26 protein-coding genes are annotated in these 22,517 nt (G+C 42.1%); 12 read left to right on the forward strand and 14 right to left on the reverse strand.

Features of this window, described 5'->3' with window-relative positions:
- Positions 1–79: 79 nt before the first annotated feature.
- The gene (recF, locus tag H6G97_RS18345) at positions 80–1,210 is read right to left on the reverse strand and encodes a DNA replication/repair protein RecF (RefSeq protein ID WP_190942157.1); all 1,131 of its coding nucleotides are present in this window, start codon (positions 1,208–1,210) and stop codon (positions 80–82) included.
- A 132-nt stretch (positions 1,211–1,342) separates the two neighbouring features.
- Positions 1,343–4,201 (reverse strand): cation-translocating P-type ATPase, encoded by a 2,859-nt coding sequence (locus H6G97_RS18350; protein ID WP_190942158.1) that lies wholly within the window; start codon positions 4,199–4,201, stop codon positions 1,343–1,345.
- A 491-nt stretch (positions 4,202–4,692) separates the two neighbouring features.
- On the opposite strand from H6G97_RS18350, the gene H6G97_RS18355 reads away from it, so the two are divergent.
- Entirely contained in the window at positions 4,693–6,369 is a 1,677-nt protein-coding gene (locus H6G97_RS18355; protein ID WP_190942159.1) for a transglutaminase-like domain-containing protein, read from the forward strand.
- A gap of 94 nt (positions 6,370–6,463) precedes the next feature.
- Here H6G97_RS18355 and H6G97_RS18360 read toward each other — a convergent pair whose 3' ends face one another.
- Positions 6,464–7,318, reverse strand: coding sequence for a PD-(D/E)XK nuclease family protein (locus H6G97_RS18360; RefSeq protein ID WP_190942160.1), 855 nt, complete (start codon positions 7,316–7,318; stop codon positions 6,464–6,466).
- 146 nt (positions 7,319–7,464) lie between these two features.
- Here H6G97_RS18360 and H6G97_RS18365 point away from each other — a divergent pair, with 146 nt between their 5' ends.
- From H6G97_RS18365 to H6G97_RS18375, 3 genes are all read left to right on the forward strand, one after another.
- Entirely contained in the window at positions 7,465–8,889 is a 1,425-nt protein-coding gene (locus H6G97_RS18365) for a phosphoglucomutase/phosphomannomutase family protein (protein ID WP_190942161.1), read from the forward strand.
- A gap of 138 nt (positions 8,890–9,027) precedes the next feature.
- Entirely contained in the window at positions 9,028–9,306 is a 279-nt protein-coding gene (locus H6G97_RS18370; RefSeq protein WP_190942162.1) for a LapA family protein, read from the forward strand.
- 13 nt (positions 9,307–9,319) lie between these two features.
- On the forward strand, positions 9,320–9,586 hold the full coding sequence (locus H6G97_RS18375; RefSeq protein ID WP_338421757.1) for a DUF433 domain-containing protein: 267 nt from the start codon (positions 9,320–9,322) through the stop codon (positions 9,584–9,586).
- Here the strand turns inward: H6G97_RS18375 and H6G97_RS18380 are convergent.
- The 3 genes from H6G97_RS18380 to H6G97_RS18390 form a co-directional block, all read right to left on the reverse strand.
- Positions 9,499–9,762, reverse strand: a complete 264-nt coding sequence (locus tag H6G97_RS18380) for a CopG family ribbon-helix-helix protein (RefSeq protein ID WP_199349463.1) — start codon at positions 9,760–9,762, stop codon at positions 9,499–9,501. The genes H6G97_RS18375 and H6G97_RS18380 overlap by 88 nt on opposite strands.
- 141 nt (positions 9,763–9,903) lie before the next feature.
- Positions 9,904–10,311, reverse strand: a complete 408-nt coding sequence (locus tag H6G97_RS52580) for a hypothetical protein (RefSeq protein ID WP_190942163.1) — start codon at positions 10,309–10,311, stop codon at positions 9,904–9,906.
- 2 nt (positions 10,312–10,313) lie between these two features.
- The gene (locus tag H6G97_RS18390; RefSeq protein WP_190942164.1) at positions 10,314–11,285 is read right to left on the reverse strand and encodes a hypothetical protein; all 972 of its coding nucleotides are present in this window, start codon (positions 11,283–11,285) and stop codon (positions 10,314–10,316) included.
- Between the two features lie 120 nt (positions 11,286–11,405).
- Between H6G97_RS18390 and H6G97_RS54790 the strand changes: the two genes are divergently transcribed.
- From H6G97_RS54790 to H6G97_RS54795, 4 genes are read left to right on the forward strand one after another with little or no spacing between them, the layout of a single operon-like run.
- Complete coding sequence (locus H6G97_RS54790) at positions 11,406–11,534, forward strand: hypothetical protein (protein ID WP_277883304.1); 129 nt, start codon at positions 11,406–11,408, stop codon at positions 11,532–11,534.
- Between the two features lie 26 nt (positions 11,535–11,560).
- Complete coding sequence (locus H6G97_RS18395; RefSeq protein ID WP_190942165.1) at positions 11,561–11,722, forward strand: type II toxin-antitoxin system HicB family antitoxin; 162 nt, start codon at positions 11,561–11,563, stop codon at positions 11,720–11,722.
- A gap of 35 nt (positions 11,723–11,757) precedes the next feature.
- Entirely contained in the window at positions 11,758–11,919 is a 162-nt protein-coding gene (locus H6G97_RS18400) for a type II toxin-antitoxin system HicA family toxin (RefSeq protein WP_277883305.1), read from the forward strand.
- A complete protein-coding gene (locus tag H6G97_RS54795) occupies positions 11,907–11,966 on the forward strand; it encodes a type II toxin-antitoxin system HicA family toxin (protein WP_338421763.1) in 60 nt (19 codons plus the stop codon). The genes H6G97_RS18400 and H6G97_RS54795 overlap by 13 nt, the downstream gene beginning before the upstream one ends.
- 227 nt (positions 11,967–12,193) lie before the next feature.
- On the opposite strand, the gene psb27 is transcribed toward H6G97_RS54795, so the two are convergent.
- From psb27 to H6G97_RS18435, 8 genes are all read right to left on the reverse strand, one after another.
- Positions 12,194–12,598: a photosystem II protein Psb27 gene (gene psb27 / locus H6G97_RS18405; RefSeq protein WP_190942166.1), complete on the reverse strand. Its 405-nt coding sequence runs from the start codon at positions 12,596–12,598 to the stop codon at positions 12,194–12,196.
- A 274-nt stretch (positions 12,599–12,872) separates the two neighbouring features.
- Positions 12,873–13,076, reverse strand: coding sequence for a phosphatase PAP2 family protein (locus H6G97_RS52585; protein ID WP_338421760.1), 204 nt, complete (start codon positions 13,074–13,076; stop codon positions 12,873–12,875).
- On the reverse strand, positions 13,019–13,603 hold the full coding sequence (locus tag H6G97_RS55400) for a phosphatase PAP2 family protein (protein ID WP_338421761.1): 585 nt from the start codon (positions 13,601–13,603) through the stop codon (positions 13,019–13,021). The genes H6G97_RS52585 and H6G97_RS55400 overlap by 58 nt, the downstream gene beginning before the upstream one ends.
- A 230-nt stretch (positions 13,604–13,833) precedes the next feature.
- Positions 13,834–14,976 (reverse strand): 7,8-didemethyl-8-hydroxy-5-deazariboflavin synthase subunit CofH, encoded by a 1,143-nt coding sequence (gene cofH / locus H6G97_RS18415; protein ID WP_422394194.1) that lies wholly within the window; start codon positions 14,974–14,976, stop codon positions 13,834–13,836.
- Between the two features lie 82 nt (positions 14,977–15,058).
- Positions 15,059–15,889: an energy-coupling factor ABC transporter ATP-binding protein gene (locus H6G97_RS18420; protein WP_190942167.1), complete on the reverse strand. Its 831-nt coding sequence runs from the start codon at positions 15,887–15,889 to the stop codon at positions 15,059–15,061.
- Positions 15,864–16,676, reverse strand: coding sequence for a cobalt ECF transporter T component CbiQ (cbiQ, locus tag H6G97_RS18425; protein WP_190942168.1), 813 nt, complete (start codon positions 16,674–16,676; stop codon positions 15,864–15,866). The genes H6G97_RS18420 and cbiQ overlap by 26 nt, the downstream gene beginning before the upstream one ends.
- A complete protein-coding gene (locus H6G97_RS18430; protein ID WP_190942169.1) occupies positions 16,673–16,975 on the reverse strand; it encodes an energy-coupling factor ABC transporter substrate-binding protein in 303 nt (100 codons plus the stop codon). The genes cbiQ and H6G97_RS18430 overlap by 4 nt, the downstream gene beginning before the upstream one ends.
- On the reverse strand, positions 16,962–17,648 hold the full coding sequence (locus tag H6G97_RS18435; protein ID WP_199349468.1) for an energy-coupling factor ABC transporter permease: 687 nt from the start codon (positions 17,646–17,648) through the stop codon (positions 16,962–16,964). Before H6G97_RS18435 ends, H6G97_RS18430 begins: the two co-directional genes overlap by 14 nt.
- A 592-nt stretch (positions 17,649–18,240) precedes the next feature.
- Between H6G97_RS18435 and H6G97_RS18440 the strand changes: the two genes are divergently transcribed.
- From H6G97_RS18440 to H6G97_RS18455, 4 genes are all read left to right on the forward strand, one after another.
- Entirely contained in the window at positions 18,241–19,266 is a 1,026-nt protein-coding gene (locus H6G97_RS18440; RefSeq protein WP_190942170.1) for a multicopper oxidase domain-containing protein, read from the forward strand.
- 171 nt (positions 19,267–19,437) lie between these two features.
- Positions 19,438–20,475, forward strand: a complete 1,038-nt coding sequence (locus H6G97_RS18445) for a helix-hairpin-helix domain-containing protein (protein WP_190942171.1) — start codon at positions 19,438–19,440, stop codon at positions 20,473–20,475.
- 151 nt (positions 20,476–20,626) lie between these two features.
- A complete protein-coding gene (locus tag H6G97_RS18450) occupies positions 20,627–21,061 on the forward strand; it encodes a ferritin-like domain-containing protein (protein WP_100901802.1) in 435 nt (144 codons plus the stop codon).
- A gap of 86 nt (positions 21,062–21,147) precedes the next feature.
- Positions 21,148–22,116, forward strand: coding sequence for an FTR1 family iron permease (locus tag H6G97_RS18455; RefSeq protein ID WP_190942172.1), 969 nt, complete (start codon positions 21,148–21,150; stop codon positions 22,114–22,116).
- Positions 22,117–22,517 lie beyond the last annotated feature (401 nt).

Genomic DNA, 22,517 nt, shown 5'->3' on the forward strand with positions numbered 1-22,517 from the left:
TCCGTCTGAAAATGTCTTTAATTTCGAATTTTATTAGCGTAGCGTCTGTCTGCGACACGCTGCGCGAACGTAAAGAGCGTCATTTTGAATTTTGAATTGTTAATTCTCCTGCTTTCACAAACAGAATTTGGGAGGACTTTAACCACTGGGAATCAAAAGAACCCAAGTGAGTAGTAGTAATCAGGGTTTGAAAGCGGTCTTGAATGGCATCAAGCAATTGATTTTGCCGGGATAAATCTAGTTCGGCAAGAACATCATCAAGTAATAGCAATGGCGGCTCTTTGACCACTTCTTCAATTAATTGTAATTCTGCTAATTTTAAGGCTAGAACTAGCGTTCGTTGTTGACCTTGAGAACCGTATTGACGAGCGGGTGTCTGGTTGATGGTTAACTCAACTTCATCACGATGTGGCCCAACAAGGGTAGTGCCTTGGTGCATTTCAGCGATCGCTCGTAGCTGAATTTTTGCTAAAAAAGCTTGCTGCACTTCCTCTGGACGGTTATCTTCTAAAGGAATATTTGGCACATACTTGATTTGCAGAACTTCTGTACTGCCGCTAATACTGGCGTGCCAAGCACTAGCAATAGGAGCTAATCTTTGGATGGCGCGATCGCGCCGTCTAATGACTCTGGTTCCTGTGGTAGCTAACTGTGCATCCCATACCGCCAGTTCTGAGTTTAACGAGGTTGCATCTAACGTCTCTACATGGCTTTTTAAAAAGGCATTGCGCTGGCGTAAGACATGGTTATACTGCTGCAAAATGTGAGCATAAACTGGTTCGAGTTGAATTAAGAGTGTATCTAACCAGTTGCGGCGGCCTTCCGGGCCGCCGCGTACCAGTTCTAAATCCAGGCTGGAAAATTGGACTGCATTGAGAACGCCGAGAAAATCCATTTGACGGCGGATAGATTCACCATTGAGGGCAACGCTACGGCGACCATTGCGGCGCAGAGTTAAGCTAAGGTCACTAAGACCTGTTTCTCGCTCAAGGGTGGCATTAATTTGGGCTATAGCTTCCCCTTCTTGAACCAAATCGCGATCGCGGGTCATTCGGTGCGATCGCAATGTCGCTAGTAACTCCACCGCCTCCAATAAATTCGACTTTCCTTGAGCGTTATTACCTACCAAAATTGTTTTGGCAGCAGTAAACTCAACCTTTTGGTCTTGATAATTACGAAATTGTCGGAGGTTTAGAGTTTTGAGGTACATAGCACGGATTGGGAATTGAGAATTGGGAATTAGGAAGGATGGAGAAAAATAAGAAGTAAAAGATTAAAGGGGTAGAAGAGAATAACCAATGCCCCATTCCCCATTTCCCATTCCCAATTCCCCATGCCCAATTTACACAGCCTTCTTGCCCACAATCCGCAAAAATATCTTCTCTGCTTCAATCCACACGAACATTAAGGCACTGAAGCCAATACAAACTCCCAATTCTTGCATATTCAGGTAGTGAGTACCAAAGAAATCTCGCAGGGGTGGGACGTAAACTAGCATCAACTGCAAAATCGTGGTGACGACAACAGCCGCTAATACAAAGATATTCGAGAAGGGATTCATCTCAATAGCCAATCGGTTGTTAGAGCGAATAGCGATCGCATGACCCATTTGGGCGAGACACAAGGTAGTAAATACCATTGTTTTCCAAGCTTCGGGATTTCCTTGATACCCAGCAGCATGGGTGTGTTGATAAGCCCACCACATTAAGGCAATGCTGATAATCGCAAATATTATCCCAATGCGAATCATGTAAGAACCTAATCCCCTGGCGAAAATACTTTCGCGGGGACTAAAAGGCGGACGCTGCATCACATCCGGTTCTGGAGGTTCCACAGCTAATGCCAATGCTGGTAAACCGTCTGTTACCAAATTCATCCACAGAATTTGTAAAGGAGTAAGGGGAACGCCTCCCAAACCGATTAGGGGTGCGGCTGCAATTGTCAGAACTTCACCAATGTTACTGCCCAGGATGTATTTAATAAAGCGGCGGATGTTGGTGTAAACAACTCTGCCTTCCTTGGTGGCGCTGACAATGGTGGCGAAGTTGTCATCAAGTAACACCATGTCACTGGCTTCTTTACTGACATCAGTGCCAGTAATCCCCATTGCAATACCGATGTCAGCTTGTTTCAGAGCTGGGGCATCGTTGACACCATCGCCTGTCATTGCCACAAATCTGCCCCGGCGTTGCAGTGCTTGGACAATTCGCAATTTGTGTTCTGGGGAAACCCTGGCATAGATGCTCACCAGGTCAACGTTTTGCTCTAATTCCTCGTCACTCATTCGTTGCAATTCTTGACCTGTGAGGACGCGATCGCCTTCTTGGGCAATTCCTAAATCGGTAGCGATCGCTCGTGCTGTTAATTGGTGGTCGCCTGTAATCATTACTGGGCGAATACCTGCATCTCGACATTCTTGCACAGCCGCTCTTACCTCTGGTCGTGGCGCATCTAGCATTCCCACCAATCCCAGCCATACTAAGCCTTGCTCAGATGCTTCATCTGAACCCTCCGGTGGGATCTGTGCCAGGGGTTTGTAGGCAAAACCTAGCACCCGCAAACCTTTACTCGCCATCAGGTCATTTTCTGCCAAAATTTTCTGGCGTTGTTGTTCAGTTAAGGGGGCTGAGTGATTGCCCAAATGAATCTGAGTGGAACGTGCCAAGGTTAACTCTGGAGAACCTTTGGTAAACATTAAGTAAGGTTCAGATTGGATAAAACTAGCGATCGCTGGGTCAATGCCTCTGGAAGATGCGTCACCTGTGGCAACTCCCTCCACTTGAGAAATCACGCTCATCCGCTTCCGTTCCGAAGAAAAGGGGAACTCAGCGACGCGAGGTAACTTACTGTTCCACTGGTCTTTTTCGATTCCGGCTTTTCCTGCTAGGGTGACTAATGCTCCCTCTGTCGGATCTCCCAAAATCGCCCACTCACCTTGTTCTTTTTGCAACACTGAATCATTACAAACAGCACAGGCAACTGACAACGCGGAGATTTCTGGAGATTCATCTAGGGAAATTTTTCGACCATCTAACTGAAAATCCCCTGTGGGAGCATAACCTTCACCAGTGACGCGAAAAGTTTTGTCATTCGTATAAACCGATTGCACCACCATTTTATTTTGAGTCAGGGTGCCGGTTTTATCAGAACAGATGGTAGTTACAGAACCCAATGTTTCCACTGCTGGCAATTTGCGAATCAAGGCATTTTGGCGCACCATTCGCTGGGTTCCCAGTGCCAATGTAACGGTAATTACAGCTGGTAAACCTTCTGGTACGACAGCAACTGCCATACTCAAGGAAACTTCCAAGAGTTCTTGGATGTTGCTAAAACCTCTTGCCTGGATAACACCACCGACGACAACGATCGCCACAAGAATCAGAGAACCCGTAACCAGGACATTGCCCAGTTGAGTCATCCGTTGCTGTAACGGTGTCGGTTCATTTTCCACCGCCTGCAACATAGTGGCAATTTTGCCTAGTTCTGTTGTCATGCCGGTGTTAGTCACCAGAACCTTCGCTCTTCCTTGGACTACTTCGGTTCCTTGAAATACTAAATTGATGCGATCGCCTAAATCTGTTTCTTCTGGCAATTTTAGTGTTGCCTGTTTATTCACAGATTGGGCTTCACCCGTCAGTGCCGACTCACGCACTTGTAAATTCGACTGTTCTATCAAGCGCCCATCTGCGGCTATCTGCATCCCAGCTTCCAGCAGCATTACATCCCCTGGAACTAGTTCCTTGGCTGCTATCTCCACCAGTCTGGCGTCGCGGATAACCCGCACTAAGGGAGAGGTGAGTTTTTTCAAGGCTGCCAGGGCTTTTTCGGCACGGCTTTCTTGGACGTAGCCGAGTATGCCATTGAGAATGACAATTGCTAAGATAGCGATCGTATCTTTAAATGGCACTTCACCAGGCTTCAAATCCCCCGCCCGCAAAGCCACCAGGTCTAAAATCCCGGAAATCAGAGCCACGCCAATCAGCATCAACAACATAATGTTCTTGAACTGATCCAGCAGAATTTCCCAAGCACTACGGCCAGCAGTTTCTTCAAGTTCGTTGGGGCCGTACTTTTGCAACCTCTGTTGAATTTCTTGGGGTGTTAAGCCACTGTCTGCATTACTATCAAGCAGATCTAGCGCTTTATCAACTTCTAAACTATGCCAAACGGCGGCACCTTCAGGCAGAGAATTAGCAGACATCGTGTAGGTCACAGGAAATGGTTACAAAATTCGATCATAATTTAGTGATGGCAGGAATTCCATCTTCTAAAGTTACATTAAGGCGATCGCCCAGTTGTATGAGTGTATCTGCAATTCTTAACATTTGTAAATTCTTCCTCTTTTGACATAGTATTATTTCTCACGAAAGAGTTTTTCGGAAGACATTCTCCCGATAATTGTAAGTAATAGAGCTTTGAAGCTTTGTTAAAGACCTGATGCCACGATTAATTTTAGGCCGCCATTGCGTTCCTTTTCATTTAGCCAATAGCTAGGATGCATGGCACGATTACATTTCTTCTCTACGAGACGCTACGCGAACATTTTGAATTTTGCCCAAAGTTGAGCCAGTCGCTTGCGTATTTACCCGCTCAAGTGAACTGGGGAGCCAGTAGAGTTTCCCGACCTAGCAAACTTTTTAAGCTGAATTTTGAATATTGAATTGTCCAGGCGTGCTAAACCATTGAATAAATATGCTTAATATGAGTTTTACACTCCCCACGATCGCAAGCCAGATGTTTGGGCAAAAAACAATTCGACCGCTTACTGCTGCTACCCTGTGTGGCATTACTTTCATTAAAGATAGACTGATTGCCATTGACAGTATTAAAGGGCATCTACTGGAGATTGATCCCACCTCTGACAACAGCAAAATTCTCAATGCCCATCAAGTGAAAGAATTTACTGATGTCACTGGTTTAGCTGCATGGGATGATACCCTGTGGGTGAGCCGAGAAAATAGTGTTTACTTGTGCAAGCTCGATGCTTTGGGTCTAGAACATTTTGTAACATTGCCTTATGAGGCTGACGGTGTTGCGGTTTGGGAAACAACAGTTTATGTCAGCTGCCAAAGGCTAGGCTACATTCTGGTTTATGACCGCGAAACGCGAAAAGAAATTACCAGATTTTATGCCCCTGGAGTTGGCATAGAGAATTTGGCTGTAACTCAAGAAATGCTGTGGATTTGCGATCGCACCGAACAATCAGTTTATGCGATGGATAGAGCCACCGGAGAACTTCAATTCAGTGTTCTAACTCCCTTTGAATGTCCCACAGGTATAGCGATCCATAAAAATGACGAAACAGGCAAAGAAAGTATTTATGTCGCCTACGCCTCAGAGGAGGCTTATATCCGGGACAATCCCAATGCCGATCCTAGTCAGGAGCTAACATTCCGTGATCGTACTTTTATTCATCCTCTGTATTATCATTACCAGCCAGATAAGCGCTACGCCCTTTCTAATGGCTATCTCATCGAAATGTCTTATGCTGAGGAAATAGCTCCCTTAGACGAGGTTTATCTACCTGATGTGGAATGGCGCATTGCCCTACCATCGGAAACTGAGCGTCAAAAGGTAAGACACGTTGAACCCATTGGTATGCCCTTTACCGAAGAAGTGATAGAGGGGCAACGTGTAGCAGTCTTTAAATTTGAGTCTCTTGCCCCAGGCGAACGGCATATATTTGGCTGGAAAGCACTTTTGGAAGTTCGAGGCATTAAATATCGCATCACACCCAGAGATGTCGAAGACGTTCCTGAACTGTCCCCAGAATTACAAACACGCTACTTAGTGGATGATGACGATTTAGCAATGGATACTCCCATTGTTCGCCGTAGTGCCAGAGAAGCAATTGGTTCTGAAACCAATGTGCTGCGGAAAATGTACAGCATCCGTAACTACGTCTACGATCAGTTGTCTTATGGTATAAAGCCTTACATTGATTCGCCAGATATAGTTTTAGAACGGGGCGTTGGTTCTTGTGGCGAATATGTCGGCGTTTTACTTGCCTTATCCCGTTTAAATGGCATCCCCTGCCGCACAGTAGGTAGGTACAAATGTCCTCCCCATAGTGACTTACTAGGAGTGCCGCTACAACCTGACTTTAATCATGTTTGGCTGGAGTTCTACGTCCCGAATTTTGGTTGGTTGCCAATGGAATCAAATCCTGATGATATAGGTGAAGGTGGCCCTTATCCGACGCGCTTTTTTATGGGCTTATGCTGGTATCACATTGAAATTGGCAAAGGTATCACATTTGAAACCGTGACAAGTCAAGGTGAACGGCTAACCAAAGAAGATATCCCCATCGGTGATTTGGCGATTAATCATATCCGGTTTACAATTCTTAAAGAATTACCGCCTTTTTAAATTAGGGCATCGGGCATTGACAAGAGGCGGAGGGGCAGGGGGAAAGGCGCAGAGGAGAGGAATTTCCCCCTGCTAATCCTAGTCCCAATCCTCACTAGCGAGTAGCTCTTAAACTAGGCAACGGATATGATTGATGCTGCTTAAAATCGGCAAATTCACAGATTGAGTTGAATGGGCAAAAGCGGCAGTGGGAGCCAGGATTGGGAGGGAAAATTTTACTGAAATTACTAGTTTCTTCCTGATATTTTTGTAAATCGTGCTGATGCTTGTGAGCAACATTAGCTAACTCAAATTTTAATGATTCTAATTCACTATTATTGATGCTAATTAACTCAGACTTTTTACATATTTCTAAATTATAAAATGATGCGACAGCTTCTTGTCCAGGGTAAAGATAACGAGCAGCTAACAAGTAAACTAATGCCTGTCGTCGGTCAAAAGCTGATTTACCAGTTTTGAAATCCAAAATATGTAAAGTGCTATCAGACTCAATAAAAACGCAGTCCATAGCCGCGTATAAGCGAAAGCAATAATCTTCTTGTTCAACTACTATCGGTTTGGGAAAACCTTCATCACCCGCAGTTAATTGGATAATATCTTTATCCAAAAGCAAGGGAGCATCGTGATATTTTTTCAAAATTTGCAGCACGCGCTGCTGGACTTGATCGCTTGAGTGGGCTAACTTAAGTAGCTGTGCAACTCTTTCTACACCATCTGCTTGCATTAACAGATGCCTGTGATGATGAAATTCATAAATGCCTTTTTGGGCGAGTATGCCAATCCGCTGAGGTGCGGTAGCTTGCCCTAAAAGCGCTTTAATTTGTGGTTCATGTTGCCGCGCTTTGATAAACCCCCGTCTCATCTGGCAATGCCAGCGTTCTTGCCCGGTCGCTGGGGCAACTAGAGACCAAAGGTGATAACTGGCAAAAGGTCGATCGGGGGTTGACATTGCTCAGAAACAGTGAGAGAAAATACGGTGGGGAGAAGTTTAAACTAGGGCTTTCTTAGAAAAGAACTTCGGTGAATACTTGCTGCTACACACGCTTTGCGGGAAGCTTTAATAGTACTGATAATGTACGGGAGCAAGTGGCAAAAATGTCCAGCAAGATAAAGTTTGGTACTGATGGATGGCGAGGGATTATTGCCGATGACTTTACTTTTCCCAATGTGCGGAAAGTAACAAGGGCAATCGCCACTTACTTGGAAACAGCCTACACAAAAGATAGACCAGTACTTATTGCCTACGATACTCGCTTTTTAGCTGACCAGTTTGCCCAAACAGCGGCCCAAGTATTGGCAGACTTGGGTTGGACTGTGAAAATTACCGATCGGGATTGCCCCACACCAGTAATTGCCTACAACGCTCGCCACCTAAATTCCGCAGGAGCGTTGATGTTTACTGCTAGCCATAATCCAGCACCCTACTGTGGAATTAAATATATACCCGATTATGCTGGGCCTGCCACTCCAGAGATTACTGACACTATTGTGGCAAATATAGAAAGTGCATCGGATGAGTTGCCTGGGAACAACCCATCAGGTTCAATTTCAATTTTCGATCCGAAACCTGATTACCTACAATTTATTTACACCTTACTTGATGTAGAAAAGATTAAAAGCGCTAATTTAAAGGTAAAGTACGATGCTTTGTATTCTACCTCTCGCGGCTATTTAGATGAAGTTTTGCAGCATAGTGGCGTTCAGTTAGAAAGTTTTCACGACTGGAGGGATGTTTTATTTGGGGGTGGAATGCCAGAACCCAAAGGAGAAGAATTAGTTGAATTAGTGGAAGCAGTAATCCGGGATCATGCTGATTTGGGTTTAGCAACGGATGGAGATAGCGATCGCTTTGGTATTGTTGATGAACAAGGAACTGTCCTCACTCCGAATACTGTGTTGTTAGTTTTAGCACGTCATTTAATCAAAAATAAAGGTAAAACTGGCGCGATAGTTCGCACTGTAGCTACAACCCACTTGCTGGATAATTTCGCTGCTAAGAATGGGCTGCAAATTTATGAAACACCAGTAGGTTTTAAATATATAGGCGAAAAAATGCGGGAAACTGCCGTATTAATTGGTGGAGAAGAATCAGGTGGTTTGAGTATTATTGGGCATATTCCCGAAAAAGACGGGGTATTAGCCGATATGCTGGTGGCGGAAGCGATCGCTTATGAAGGCAAACCGCTAAGTCAACTTGTCAAAGAAGCGATCGCTGAGGCCGATGGCCCACTTTACAATAACCGGCTAGACTTGCACCTCACAGAGGCTCACAAAACCGCTGTCATCGACTCCTTTACCAGAAATCCACCTACAGAGGTAGCAGGAATTAAAGTTAAGGAAGTTGGACGTAAAGACGGTATTAAGCTTTATTTAGAAGAAGGTAGCTGGGTTTTACTGCGTCCTTCCGGTACAGAACCACTGGTGCGCGTCTACCTCGAAACCAACACTCCCGAAAAACTCACCCAAATCGCCCAAGAGTTAAAAAATGTCATTGCTAAACTAGAAGCAGTTGCAGTTTAATCTATCAGAATTAAGAATTAAAAATTAAGAGTTATGAATTAGGAGTTAAGAATTGTTAATTTACAACTATTGACTCCTAATTTCTCATTTCTAGCAAAATATAACTCCTAACTTCTAACTCCTCACTTCAATCCAAGAATGAAAACTTTGGCTCCTTTTTTGACATCTCTAGTTATAGCGGTTTGGGTAATCGCGATCGCAATTATTTCCGTCCAAAATGCCACACCTGTATCGTTAAAATTCTTAACATTCCAATCGATTCAGATACCAATGGGTTTAGTGCTGGCTTTTAGTGCCGTTGTCGGTTTAATTGGCATGGCACTGCTGCAACCTCTGTGGGGACTTGCTGGTATTGGGCAGCGTAATTCTCGATTAGAAGAGGATGCGGAGTTTTTTGTTGATGATGAAGACTTTTGAGGTTTGAATAGCTGTGCAGTATCAAAACATTATTACAATCGAAGCAGGAAAACGAGGTGGTAAGCCTTGTATTAGAGGAATGCGAATTACTGTATACGATGTTTTATCTTATCTTGCCTCTGGGATGACCTACGAGGAATTACTTGATGACTTTTCTTATTTGACACAAGAGGATATTTTGGCTTGCCTAAGCTATGCGGCGGTGAGTCTTGCAAAAGTCGCTTTTACTTCTTCATCATCAGCAAAGTCTCCAGTATTCGCTTCAGCAATCCCCTTTTGAATTTCCTCGGTTTGCCACTGATACATCTCTAGATAAGTGGCTACCGCTTCATTAAGTATGTGGCTGCGATCGCAATTGCAATGAATTGCGATCGCATCAAGTGCAGCCTTGCGATCGCTATCTATCCGATACGTAATATTTTCTTTGCTTATTGTCTTGTGAAAATTATCTTGCAATATATTATATTGCAATGCAACGTGATTATAGTGGCGATCGCTATTATCTCAGAGCGTCTGTAATCCTCACACTACATAAAAAAAGCCTACGTTGGCAGGCTTTTTAGAAAGTTTTGGGAGAGCGATCGCGCTGTTATAAAATTAAAATGTCCATTCATGATTTGGATCATCTAGGGCGGCACGAACAGTAGCTAAATTTGCAAGGTCTTTGAAGGGGCTAGATTTAGCTATTTCTGTGATTGAATTTAAGGTAAGGGCTAGTTGGTCATTATTGCCGGATGCGATCGCATTATCAACGACAGCAAACAAAGCGCGAAAGTTTTCTGCACGTTCATCAAAAGAGCGATCTAGATATGCCATCAGCAACTCTCGCTGGGTGTTAATCTTAGTGATTGTTTCATTTTCCCAAGCATCAATCTTTCGTCTCTTTGTCTGTTCCTGTTCAGCAACTTTTAGGCAATCGGTGTATGCTGAAAGCATTTGCTGTAGAGATTCAGCAGGATTAATGACTTCGTTGACTACTACTTTGGCAACTTTCTTGATTGACATTTTTAATTGCCTCCAAGGGTATGGTATTTTGCTTTGATAGTTGCAGTAGCAGCATTTAGATTCCCTTGATTATCTAGAACAGGGGTTTTCATAATTTCTGCAAGCGCCTTCACTAAAAGCCCTAGCTGCTGGAATTTACTAGCATCCCTGTTTTTATCAAATGATGGCAAAGATTCAAGTTCGTTCCAACCCACAACAGCAAGATTGTTGAGAGATTCAACCAAATCCATCAACTCTGTAATTTGCCGTTTCACTTGCTGCATAAAGTCTTTTGCTGCTTCAATTTTAGCGATCGCTGTGTTAACTTCAGCTTCATATTCCCGTGCCTTTGTCAACGCTTTCTCGCCTTCACCAGCCAGCACAAAGCCTCCAATTAGTACAGCCGGCCCAACAGTAATACCACCCAACACAATAGAACCAAGAGCCATACCTCCGCCACCGGCAGCTAATGAGCCACCGCCCAGCCATGCTAGAGTCGCATTCCAGGCGGCAGCACCACTGAGTCCTCCTATAAGTGTTCCAGTACTCGCTACCCCTACAGAGGTAGCAAGACCCATTGCGCCACTGTATCCTGCTGCTGCTGCCCCGATAGCCTTACCGCCACCTTTGAAAAACTGTTCAGCTTCCATTGCGGCAGTTTTGTACTCTTTGATCTGCTGAACTGAAATTCCGTCTAGCCCCTCTAAGAACTCCTTTTCGCTTTGTTTTGCTTTACCAATGTTTCGTTCGATAAAGTCAACAAAACGTCCAATTGTACGCATCATTACATCAAGCTGGAGTTGACCATACTCTTCTGCCAGTTCGTTAGTTGCTTCCCAGTCTGCTTTTAATTGGCTGACAGCATCCTCATGACGCTTTTGAGCGCGTTTGCCAATTTCTTTTGCCTCATTCATATCGGCAACGCCTATAGCACCTGCACCTACACCAAAAACAGCGCCAGCTATAGCAACAGCACCTAAGATCAGTGGAATCATGAAATACTCCTGTTAATACTTGTCTACGGGTTCGCCATAAAAATAAAGCATCACCTTATACTTATTTTTCCCGCAGATACCAACTAATGAACATTCAGAAGGTATAAATTTGAGAGTGCGATGAATGCGGTTGTTAATCCTTTTCGTGTTGAGTGCGATCGCACAGAGGTTAAAACTTCAATCCAACAGACAAGCGATGTCTACGACGGGCTATTCGGTGTCGCACTCCAATTGACGCTAAAATATTAATCGCAATCTTGTGGAGATGATTGGTAATGAAAATTAAAGCAGTTATCTGGCAAGAAGACGGTGTGTGGTGTGCTTCTGTACCTGCCCTACCAGGATGCCACACTTGGGGAGACAACTATGAACATTTGTTAGAGATGCTGCAAGATGCAATTCAAGGTTGGTTGGAAGTTGCTAGCGAACGAGAATAACTTGACCCGGAGAAACAGTTGGTTGAAATATCGCTATGAAAGCGGTTTCAGGTAAAGCACTTTGTAAAATTTTGGAACGGCAAGGTTGGGAATTGAAACGGATTACTGGCAGTCATCATATTTACGTAAAAGAAAGTGTTGATGTTATCCCTCCGTTCCGGTTCATAGTAATCGAGACTTACCGATTGGAACTTTGAAAAGCATTATGAAAGATGCTGGACTTACCGAAGAAGATTTGGACTAAAAGCGATCGCGCACGCCTTGAAGCTAAAATATTAGTTGCAATCTTGTAGAGATGATTGGCGATGAAAATTAAAGCCGTTATCTGCCAAGAAGAAGATTTGTAGTGTCTTTAATTAATCAATTTAGTTAAAAATTTAAAACTTAATACATTGTTAAGTTGGCAAAATAGTCAAGAGTCAAAACTTTTGACTCCTGACTTTTGATAATGGAGTAGACAATAGTTAACAACTAACCGCCACGCTTCAGTGCCGTCTCTACCTGCTGTAACTCCTTCTCTAAACGAGTTTTGAGTTTTTCGGGTACGGGACGATTTGGATAAGAACTGTAGTGTCCAGCCAGGGAGTTGAGGGCTGTTCGCATGGTTGTAAAAGAGCCAAGACCAGAAACTGAGTTAACCCGCTGATAGCGAGCTGAAAAGTCATTAATTTTTTGACGCGCTTCTGCTTGAATTTCTGCTTTGTCTGATGAATCTTGTGAAATATCCAAAGCTTGTCTCATAATATTGACCACAGCTAAGGTGTCTTGACGATAATCCCCAGTCAAACTATCTGGACTGCCAGAACAACCCATTAAGCCGATAGCTACAACCAAAACCAGCGCAAGCAAACGCGACCAATAGCGCTTCATATGCATTAAGTAAAAGAATACGTAAATCAATGTCCATAGTATCTTGGATTGGTAGCTTGGGGATCAATTGAATGGGGAGTGGGCAGAGACGCGATTGATAACGTCTGTACTAGGGAGTAGACTAGGCTGTTTATTTCCCTAAAAAACGCTCAATTATAAGTATATTGGGCAAAAAATCGGATAATTAAAAAATATGATGAGCCAATTATCACCGCTATCCCTTCTCTGCGAGAGATTTTGCCAACGGCAACCGCTTTGGTGTAGACAGTTAAAGATTTAATCAATTAAATTTTTCTTGCCTCAATCTTTGCAATTTAAGCATCGTAATACATATCATCAGCCACAAAAAACCGACTCCATAACCTGCAATTATGTCTGTGGGCCAATGGACTCCTAAATATAAGCGGCTGATACCAATAGCAACAATTAAAATAACCGCCAAACTATAAATAACTTTGGCAAAACTAGGATAGTGAGTTGCCACTTCGTAAGCAATAAAACCATATAGTGAGTTGCCACTTCGTAAGCAATAAAACCATAAAGCACCATCGAGCCTAGTGCATGGCCACTAGGAAAACTAAAAGATTTTTCAGTAATCAAGCGATGCCACAATTCCGGGCGAGGTTTAGAAAAAAACAACTTTAGCCCTGTATTTAAAATTAATGCTCCTAAGCAAGCAAGTACAAACAATTTGGCTTCTTCTCGGTAACGTCGCCACGAAAGTAATAATAAAGTAATGCCTGCAACTACAACCACTGTATTAGGATTACCAAGATTTGTAATAAACAGCATTAAATTATCTAAATTGGGATTAGCGAACTGATGTAACCATAAGAGAAAAGTAGTATCAAATGTAAAAGCATCTCGCTCCAAAACCTCTTCAGCCAATTGTGCTAAAACAAAAAGAATGAGCAGACAACTAGCAAGTCCAACAATGCCAATTGTGGCGATTAAGGGAGCCAAACGAGGATATATATTACGCAACCAGAAATTAGAAATTTGTCGGAGCATACTTTAATGTTATTCATCATTAGAAGGACTACGCACAGTTAGTCTTCTGGAGCTTTTTTATCCACAGAGTAAGAAGATTGAAGAGGAAATTTTTTGCCAAAATTGTTACCCACCTTGAAAGGGCTACTCTTAGGGACTTCCAGTTAAAAAACATTTTAGGAGCGCAAGACCTTGCGCCCCTAAAAATCTACAAATAATTTGGCATAATTTATTTATTTTTTACAACTACCTTAACTCTTAATTTTCTGATAAAGAGTATCTCTTTGTTGGTAAGGTCTTCCTAAAGAAGCGATCGCAGTTTGCAAAGTTTCCACTTCCATACACGTACCACCCAAAGCACCTGCCATTGTGGTAATATGCTCCTCCATCAAGGTGCCACCGATATCGTTGCAACCCCAAACCAAGGCTTCCGTTGCACCTGCAAGCCCCAGTTTTACCCAACTCTGCTGATGATTGGGAATCCAATTACCTAAGTAAATCCGCGCCACAGCGCCTAGTAACAGTGCATCACTCAAAACTGGTTGATCGCGTCCGACGCGGCGACGTAAGGATTTAGGCGCTTCTTGCCCAACAAAAGGTAATAAAATAAACTCCGTGATCTTTGCTGGATATCCCTGATTGATGGCAGTTTTTTGGAGCGATCGTAATTTTTCTAAATGCCCGATTTGCTGTTCATGGGTTTCAATATGCCCAGATAACATCGTGCTAGTGGTATGCAAGCCTAATTTGTGAGCAGTGCTAACAATTTCTAGCCAAGTGGCTGTATCAATCTTTTCTGGACACAATATCCGCCTTACCTCATCGTCTAACACTTCAGCTGCTGTTCCCGGCATTGAGCCAACACCAGCATCACGCAAAGCACTAATCACATCAGCATATTCAAGTCCGTCAAGTCTGGCGATAAATTGCACTTCTTGGGGAGAGAAAGCGTGGAGATGTATGTGGGGAAATTCCTGTTTGATGGTTTCTACAACCTTGAGATAATAGGGCAGAGATTTGCCATTTATCAGCGCTTGTGGATTTAACCCCCCCTGCATACAGATTTCCGTCGCACCCCGTTGTACTGCATCTGTCGCTTTTTCCAATATTTGCGCCGAATCTAACCAGTATGCATCGGCATCACTATCATCTCGACGGAAAGCACAAAAACTACAGTGCTGCTCACAAATATTAGTAAAGTTGATATTACGATTAATTATGTATGTAACCGTATCACCTGCTTGAGTACGGCGGAGTGTGTCGGATGTAGTACGTATTGCTGCGATCGCCTCTGGATCAGTTTGTTGTAACAATACCACTCCCTCTTCGAGAGATAAGTCATATCCCATCAAGGCACGGTCAAGAATTTTTTCAACAGAAATTTTTGTCAACATTACTTTCTTAATTTCTCGGTAAATATTAATTTTTTATCTTCTAAACAATTAAATTTTACTTAAAAAATATGGCTATTTTTAATTAAAAATTACAAAACTTATGCAATATTCTTTGCCGTAAGCGCTCTAAAGCTGGTTCTTCTTCGGGTGATACCTCAGCAAATAATATCTCATATATCAGTGGCACTCCTAGCTGTAAATCTTCAAGAATTTCGCGTTGATTAAAAACATCTTGGGGTTTTCCTTCTATCACCAGTTGTCCCCGATCCATGACAAATATCCAGTCTGCCCAACGATAAACTAAATCAAGATCGTGGGTTGCCATTACTATAGTTGTACCATCTGCATGAATCTTTTTCAGGGTTGCCATCAACTTACGAGTATGCAACTTATCAAGATACGCCGTTGGTTCATCTAATAATAGCAGTTCTGGTTTTAGCACCATAACATCAGCTATAGAAACTCGCTTTTTTTGCCCTAAACTGAGATGATGAACAGGTCTTTGTGCTAGTTGAGTAAGTTCAAATTCGACTAAAGCTTGTTCAACTCGTTGTTTAATTTCTCTTATTGGCAATCCTAAATTGCACAAGCCATAAGAAATATCTTCCTCAACGGTAGAAGCTACTAGTTGTTGCTCTGGATCTTGAAAAACTAGACCTACCTGTTGGCGTAACTTCATCAATGATTGACGGTCGTATTTTAGAGGTTTACCCTGCCAATTTACGCTACCTTTTTGGGGTTTATATAACCCGTTAGCTAATAAAAATAATGTAGTTTTACCGCAACCATTTTGACCTATTAACGCACATTTTTTATGATAAGGTATTCTAAGATTTAACCCATTTAAAGCTGATTCATGTGCGCTTGGATAAGTGTAATATAATTGTTCAAATTCGAGTAAAAATTGTTGCATGATCATACCAATCTAATGCTATTAATAATGCACATCCTATAATAGCTTCGATGGCATAACGCTTGGATAAACGATAGCGATGAGGATGCCAAACTTTAAATTCTCCATTAAATCCCCGTGATGCCAAACTCAAAGATACTTGACGATAGTTTTCTAGGGTTCGCTTGAGCAATTGTCCAATTAATAGAGCTAAACTTTTTATCCCAATACTAAAATTGCAATAGCCACCACGAGCTTGTTGGGCAGTCCATAATTCGGTAGATGTGTTTAATAAAATAAAAATAAAACGGTACATTAGTAATAATAAATCGGTTAACAGCGCAGGAAAACCCACGCGGAGCATAACTTGTAAAAGTTCGGTGAAGGGGATAGTTAACATGATAAAATATAAGCAGGAAAGAGACGCGATTGCTCGTGTTAAAATCATCAATCCCTGCTCAATACCGTGAATACTAATATATACATAATAAGAGCCAATATCCAACCCTGCTGCTGAGTCAGTTTGCACTAAATATAACTGCGAAATATTTACGCCATTGATGACTAAAGCTGGTAAACTTGTTAACCAGAATAAAGTAGCAACATAAACTAGTTTGAAATAAATCTTGCTAGGGATCCCTGCATATATAATTGTCCAAGTACTCATCCAAACTGCAATCAAAACTTGAACTAGGGAATGGCTAAAGGCAGCGATGATCAGCAGAGCGATCGCAAACAGTAATTTCTGCTCTGGTGCTAACCACCGTAACCGATTAGTGTATGCAAGAGTATCTATTTGCAGACTCATTCCTTATTCCTTTGATGTTGTGATCGCCCTTTAGACAATCCAATTACATAACCAATTACTCCAGCACCCGCTGCCGCTTGCACGGAAAATAATAAGCTTTCGACTTCTCCACTTGGTAACTGAATTAATGGATTAAACCAAGGTTTATATTCGGGCTGAATTTCTTTGATTGCATCTTCAGCCTGACCATCTGCGCCGCTAAATTCTGCTCCTTTAATTAATACTAGTGGTGCCACTGCCAATACCACTACTCCTAATAGCAACAGCCAATTACTCAATCCTTTTTTAGACTGTTTCATTGTGTTGAGGTTCCCCTTTGATTAATTTCAAAAATTCTAGTTCTTGAGGTGTATAAGATTGTAGCCAATTCCACACCAATACAGTTAGCAAACCTTCACTAATTGCCAGAGGAACTTGAGTAATCGCAAAAATTCCTGCAAACTTGGTAAATGAGGCTATAAATCCACCTACGGGTGCGGGAAAAGCAAGAGCGAGTTGTACGGAAGTGATGATGTAGGTGAGTAAATCTCCCAAGGCGGCTGCTAAAAATATAGCTATTTTTTGCTTACCAGTTAGCTGCATCGTCAAATGATATATCCAGTAGGCAGCAAATGGGCCTGCGATCGCCATCGAAAAAGCATTTGCCCCCAATGTCGTCAAGCCGCCATGAGCCAAGAGCAGCGCTTGAAATAACAGAACTAGTCCCCCCAGCACTGACATAGCTAGAGGCCCAAATAGCACTGCTCCTAACCCTGTACCTGTAGGATGGGAAGAACTACCCGTGACTGAAGGAAGTTTCAACGCTGACAAGACAAAGGTAAAAGCTCCCGCCAATGCCAAGAGTAGTTTAAGTTCTGGGTTGGCTTGGGTGATGCGAGTCAGCGATCGCAATCCTAAAATAAAAAATGGTAACGCCACTACCCACCAAAAAATTGCCCAATTCCCTGGTAAGTAACCTTCCATAATATGCATGGCATAGGCTGGTGTAGACGCTCCAACAACTAGATAAAAGCTCAAAATACCTATCAAAATTAGTAATACGCCTTTTGATTTGAGAAAAATTCTTGGCACGCTGTATACCTCGCAAATACATTTTAAAGATTCAGTTTAAATCGGCGGACGCTCTAATAAACGATTCAAAATTAAAAATTGCAAGTACTGACAATGTTATAGAAATGCTATTTATCTCATCTTTAAGCAAATAAAATGCACCACAGCATAGCAACAGTCTCTTAGCTTCGTCCATATCCCAGGTGCTATTATACGCATTGTTTGTATTCTAAGTACTGTTAAAACAATAAGCATATCAATCAAATAGAAAATGGGTATGAAAAGCTAGTTTCTTAGAATATTTTTTTATACAAAATTCTAAAAATAAATACTGATTAAAATCCGAATAATTGATTGGAATTTTCACGGGCTGGTTCTGGCTTGATCTAAATTTAATAACTTAAAGCAGCAGTTTTGAAGTATTTATGATTATTAACAATAATTATTATAGAATTTAAAAGCAATTGCAAAATATTTGCAATTCTTTTTTGGCGCTAATCGTAACTAAAATGTCATGCCCAACAACTTCACTCTGGGTAACGAAAAACTTTGGAACCGTCGTCAATTACTGAAACTGGGACTAGCAGGGGCTGGATTAACTGGTGCAGCTGCACTTTGGCAGATGCTAAATCTACAAAGTCAGTCAATCGTTAAAGTGCCACCATTTGATATCGAAGCACCTGACGACGCGACTAACCCGATGAAGATGTTAAGGGATTTTGATTATGGGACGGTGAAGCAAGAAAATGGGCGGACTATCCGGGAGTTTCAATTAATTGCGGGTACTTCCATAATAAAACTCAATAGTGCTGTCTCTTACAACATCTGGGATTTAAACGGTCGCATACCAGGGCCAACGCTACGGGCAAAACAGGGCGATCGCATCCGGGTATTATTTCTCAACAATGCTGGACATTCTCACTCTTTGCATTTTCATGGTGTTCATCCAGCAGAAATGGATGGTGTTCGCCCAATTAGCAACGGCAAAGCCACAATTTATGAATTTGATGCTGAACCCTATGGCGTTCACTTATACCACTGCCATATTCAACCAGTCACCCGTCACATTGCTAAGGGGCTGTATGGAATGTTTATCATCGATCCACCTACCCCCCCTCCTCCGGCTGATGAAATCGTACTAGTCATGGGTGGGTATGACGTGAATGATGATAGCCATAATGATTATTACGCCTTCAACGGTCTGCCCCACTATTACATGCATAACCCGATTCGCATTTACAAAGATCAGTTGATTCGGCTGTATGTTCTCAACATCATTGAATACGATCCGGCAGTGACGTTTCATCTCCATGCCAACTTTTTTGATGTCTATCGCAATGGCATGAGTATGACTCCTAGCGAGAAAACAGATGTAATTACGATGGGTGTAGCAGAAAGGCACATCTTAGAATTTGCTTTTCGCTACCCAGGTAAGTATATGTTCCATCCCCATCAGGATGCGATCGCAGAAAACGGTTGCATGGGTCAATTTGAAGTACTTACTGAGAGTAATTCTCAAAATTCTGTTAAAAAGTCCTGACGATATTATTAGTAATTCGTAATTAATCTATTAAAGTTTTAAATAAATAGCTGATAAAAAATCTCATTATATGAGACAGTAAAATCTATGACAATGTGTCAAACAAACTCTTTTCTAGTAGTAGTTTGAAATGTTTCAATTAATACTTTTTTAGTTGTGCGAGAAGCAAAAATGATAAAAGTTCGTTATATCTGTTTAACAGCAGCAGCAGCCTTAATAGTTACCTTGAGTTCCTGTAGTAGTACACCAACCGCAGAAAATCCCTCAGCACCAGTTGCTAGCCCTCCAGCTACAGAGGCAGTAAGTAGCAACAGTCACAGTGGCCACGGTGGCAAAGAAAAAATTAACATTAACACTGCTATTTTGTCAGAATTAGATAAATTTGAAGCTAAACTAGGTGTCCCGGCTTTATCGAACAAAATCCAGGCAGCTCGTCCTTATGGTAGCCCAGAAGATTTAGTTACCAAAAAAGTAATTACTCAAGAACAGTTCGACCAAATTAAAGACCAGGTTGGTGTTCAAGAAGTGGTACTCACGGGTGAGGCAAAAGATGTTGACTATATGTCTAAATTAGGCTTAATGAAAGGGCATCTTTTAGTAGCACAAGAACTGCTCGATCAGAACCAGCCGAAACAGGCAGAACCTCATATTGGACATCCAGTTGAGGAGATTTATGTCGATGTAGAAGACCAACTTAATGAGCGCAAAGTCAAAGAATTTAAGACAACTTTGGTGAGTTTGCAAGATTTAGTGAAAGCTAGTCCGAAGGATAGCAAAGTTAAAACTAATTTTACTTCTTCAGTGCAAGCAGTTGATGGAGCGATCGCAGCTTTGCCAGAAGCTCAACGCTCAAAACCCGGATTTGTGCTACAGGTAATAAACGAACTACTAGATTCAGCTAACTCCGAATATGGCGCGGCGATCGCAGATGGTAAAATAACCGCGCCAATTGAGTATCAAGACTCCCGTGGTTTTGTCGTTTACGCCAATGATTTATACAAAGGAATTTCTAGTCAAGTAGCTCAAACAGATCCTGAAGCACACAAAGCGATCGAGACTAGTTTCGCTGAACTTATAAAAGTTTGGCCTGCTGCCATCCCACCAGCAAAAGCAGTCAAAACTACTAATGATGTTACCAAGCTAGTGAAAACCATTGAGGAAAACTCTCAAAAAGTGGTTGATAAGTCCAATACCCAAGCACAGCGATAACACTTTAATTTAATGGGAAGTATATGGTAAGGAGTTTAAAATAGTTAGGAGTTAAGAGTTAAGAGTTATGCATTATGAATCTCCATCTGCTAACTTTTAACTCCTAACTCGCAACTAATTACACTCCCTTCGTTACTTGAACTAACAACTGATGCAAGAACTTGATCATAAAAAGACCATTGACCTGCTGAACGCCATCATGGAATTTGAACTAGCAGGGGTAGTGCGCTATACACATTATTCTTTGATGGTAACAGGCCCTAACCGTATTCCAATCGTGGCTTTTTTCAAAGCACAGGCAAGTGAATCTTTACTTCATGCTGAACAAGTGGGAGAAATTCTCACCGGTTTAGATGGGCATCCCTCCTTGAAAATTGCCCCAATGGAAGAAACTTACCAGCATAAAGTCAAGGATATCTTGGAAGAAAGCTTATCCCACGAAAAAAAGGCATTGGATCTGTATAAAAATCTGCTCGATACTGTTACCAATGCCAGCATTTATCTTGAAGAATTCGCTCGCGGGATGATTGGGCAAGAAGAGATGCATAATCTCGAACTCAAAAAGATGCTACGCGATTTTAGTTAATAGTCATTAGTCATTAGTCCTTTGTCCTTAGTCAAAAACAAATGACAAAGGACTAATGACAAAGGAGAAAAGACAAAGGATAAAAGATGGATTTTAGTACTGCTCTACCTACTTTTGTAATAACACTCCGAGAAGGAGTAGAGGCTGCCCTTGTTGTTGGTATTGTGCTAGCGTTGCTGAAAAAAGCTAAACAATCCCAACTCAACTCTTGGGTATATGCTGGTGTCGGTGTTGGGATTGTTGTCAGTGCCTTAATAGGCGTTTTATTCAGTTGGATAATTCAAATACTGGGAGCAGCAAATCCTCAATACACCACCGTAGTTGAGCCAGCCTTAGAAGGTGTGTTTAGTGTGTTAGCGATCGCAATGCTCAGTTGGATGCTAATCTGGATGACTAAACAAGCCAGATTCATGAAAGCTACAGTTGAGGGAGCAGTCACAGAAGCGCTGACACAAAACTCAAATGCTGGTTGGGGTGTTTTTACTTTAATTTTAATTGCCGTTGTCCGCGAAGGCTTTGAAACTGTTCTCTTCGTTGCAGCTAATTTTCAACAGGGATTAATGCCAGCCTTGGGTGCTATTGCTGGTTTGGTAGCGGCATCTGCCATTGGCGTGCTGCTATTTAAATGGGGTGTCAAAATTAACATCCGCCAGTTTTTCCAGGTAATGGGCGTTTTCTTAGTGTTAATTGTCGCTGGGTTGGTAGTTTCAGCCTTGAAACATTTTGACGAAGCTGTAGCTAACCTTGCCCTTAGCAGTCGCGCCACAGAAAGCCTTTGTTTCTATTACGAACGTTTTACAAAAGTCCACTCCTGTATTTTGGGGCCAATGGTTTCCAATACTTCCACAATCTTGCCTGATGAAAAGTTTCCTGGCATTATTCTCAAATCTTTATTTGGTTATAGAGACAATCTCTATCTTGTGCAAGCAGTGGGATATGTGGCATTTTTACTCACCATTGGAGGATTGTATTTCCGCAGTCTTGGAGGTGCTTCTCCTCAAGGTAAAAAGAATATCCCCTTTGGTCAAAAACCAATTAGTTCTACAAAGGATTAAAAGCACAGTTAATTTTATATTTTTTTCCTCGTTCCCAGTCTCTGACTGGGAATACCTAATCGGGGCTGCCGCCTACCCTATTCATGAATGACAAGCATTTCAAGATAGAACCTAAAACGAGATTTTAAATCAATACAGTTTGGATAAGACCAAAGCCTAGATGTAGAGACGCGATTTATCGCGTTTTACAAATTAATTATCTACACCAATAACCCTTAACCAAAGCGTATTGGATTTTAAATTATATTTATTGAGCTAACCTGTGATGCAAACAACGCTTGTTTAGGGAGCATCCAGTTTTGGAAGATTTACCATTTATGGGAAAATGTAAAGGAAGATAACCCTGTGCGATCGCTGACAATGAACCAAGAGAAACAAGAACGGATCAAAGCCTGCTTACA

It is taken from the genome of Nostoc flagelliforme FACHB-838, from assembly GCF_014698065.1.
GTDB lineage: Bacteria > Cyanobacteriota > Cyanobacteriia > Cyanobacteriales > Nostocaceae > Nostoc > Nostoc flagelliforme_B.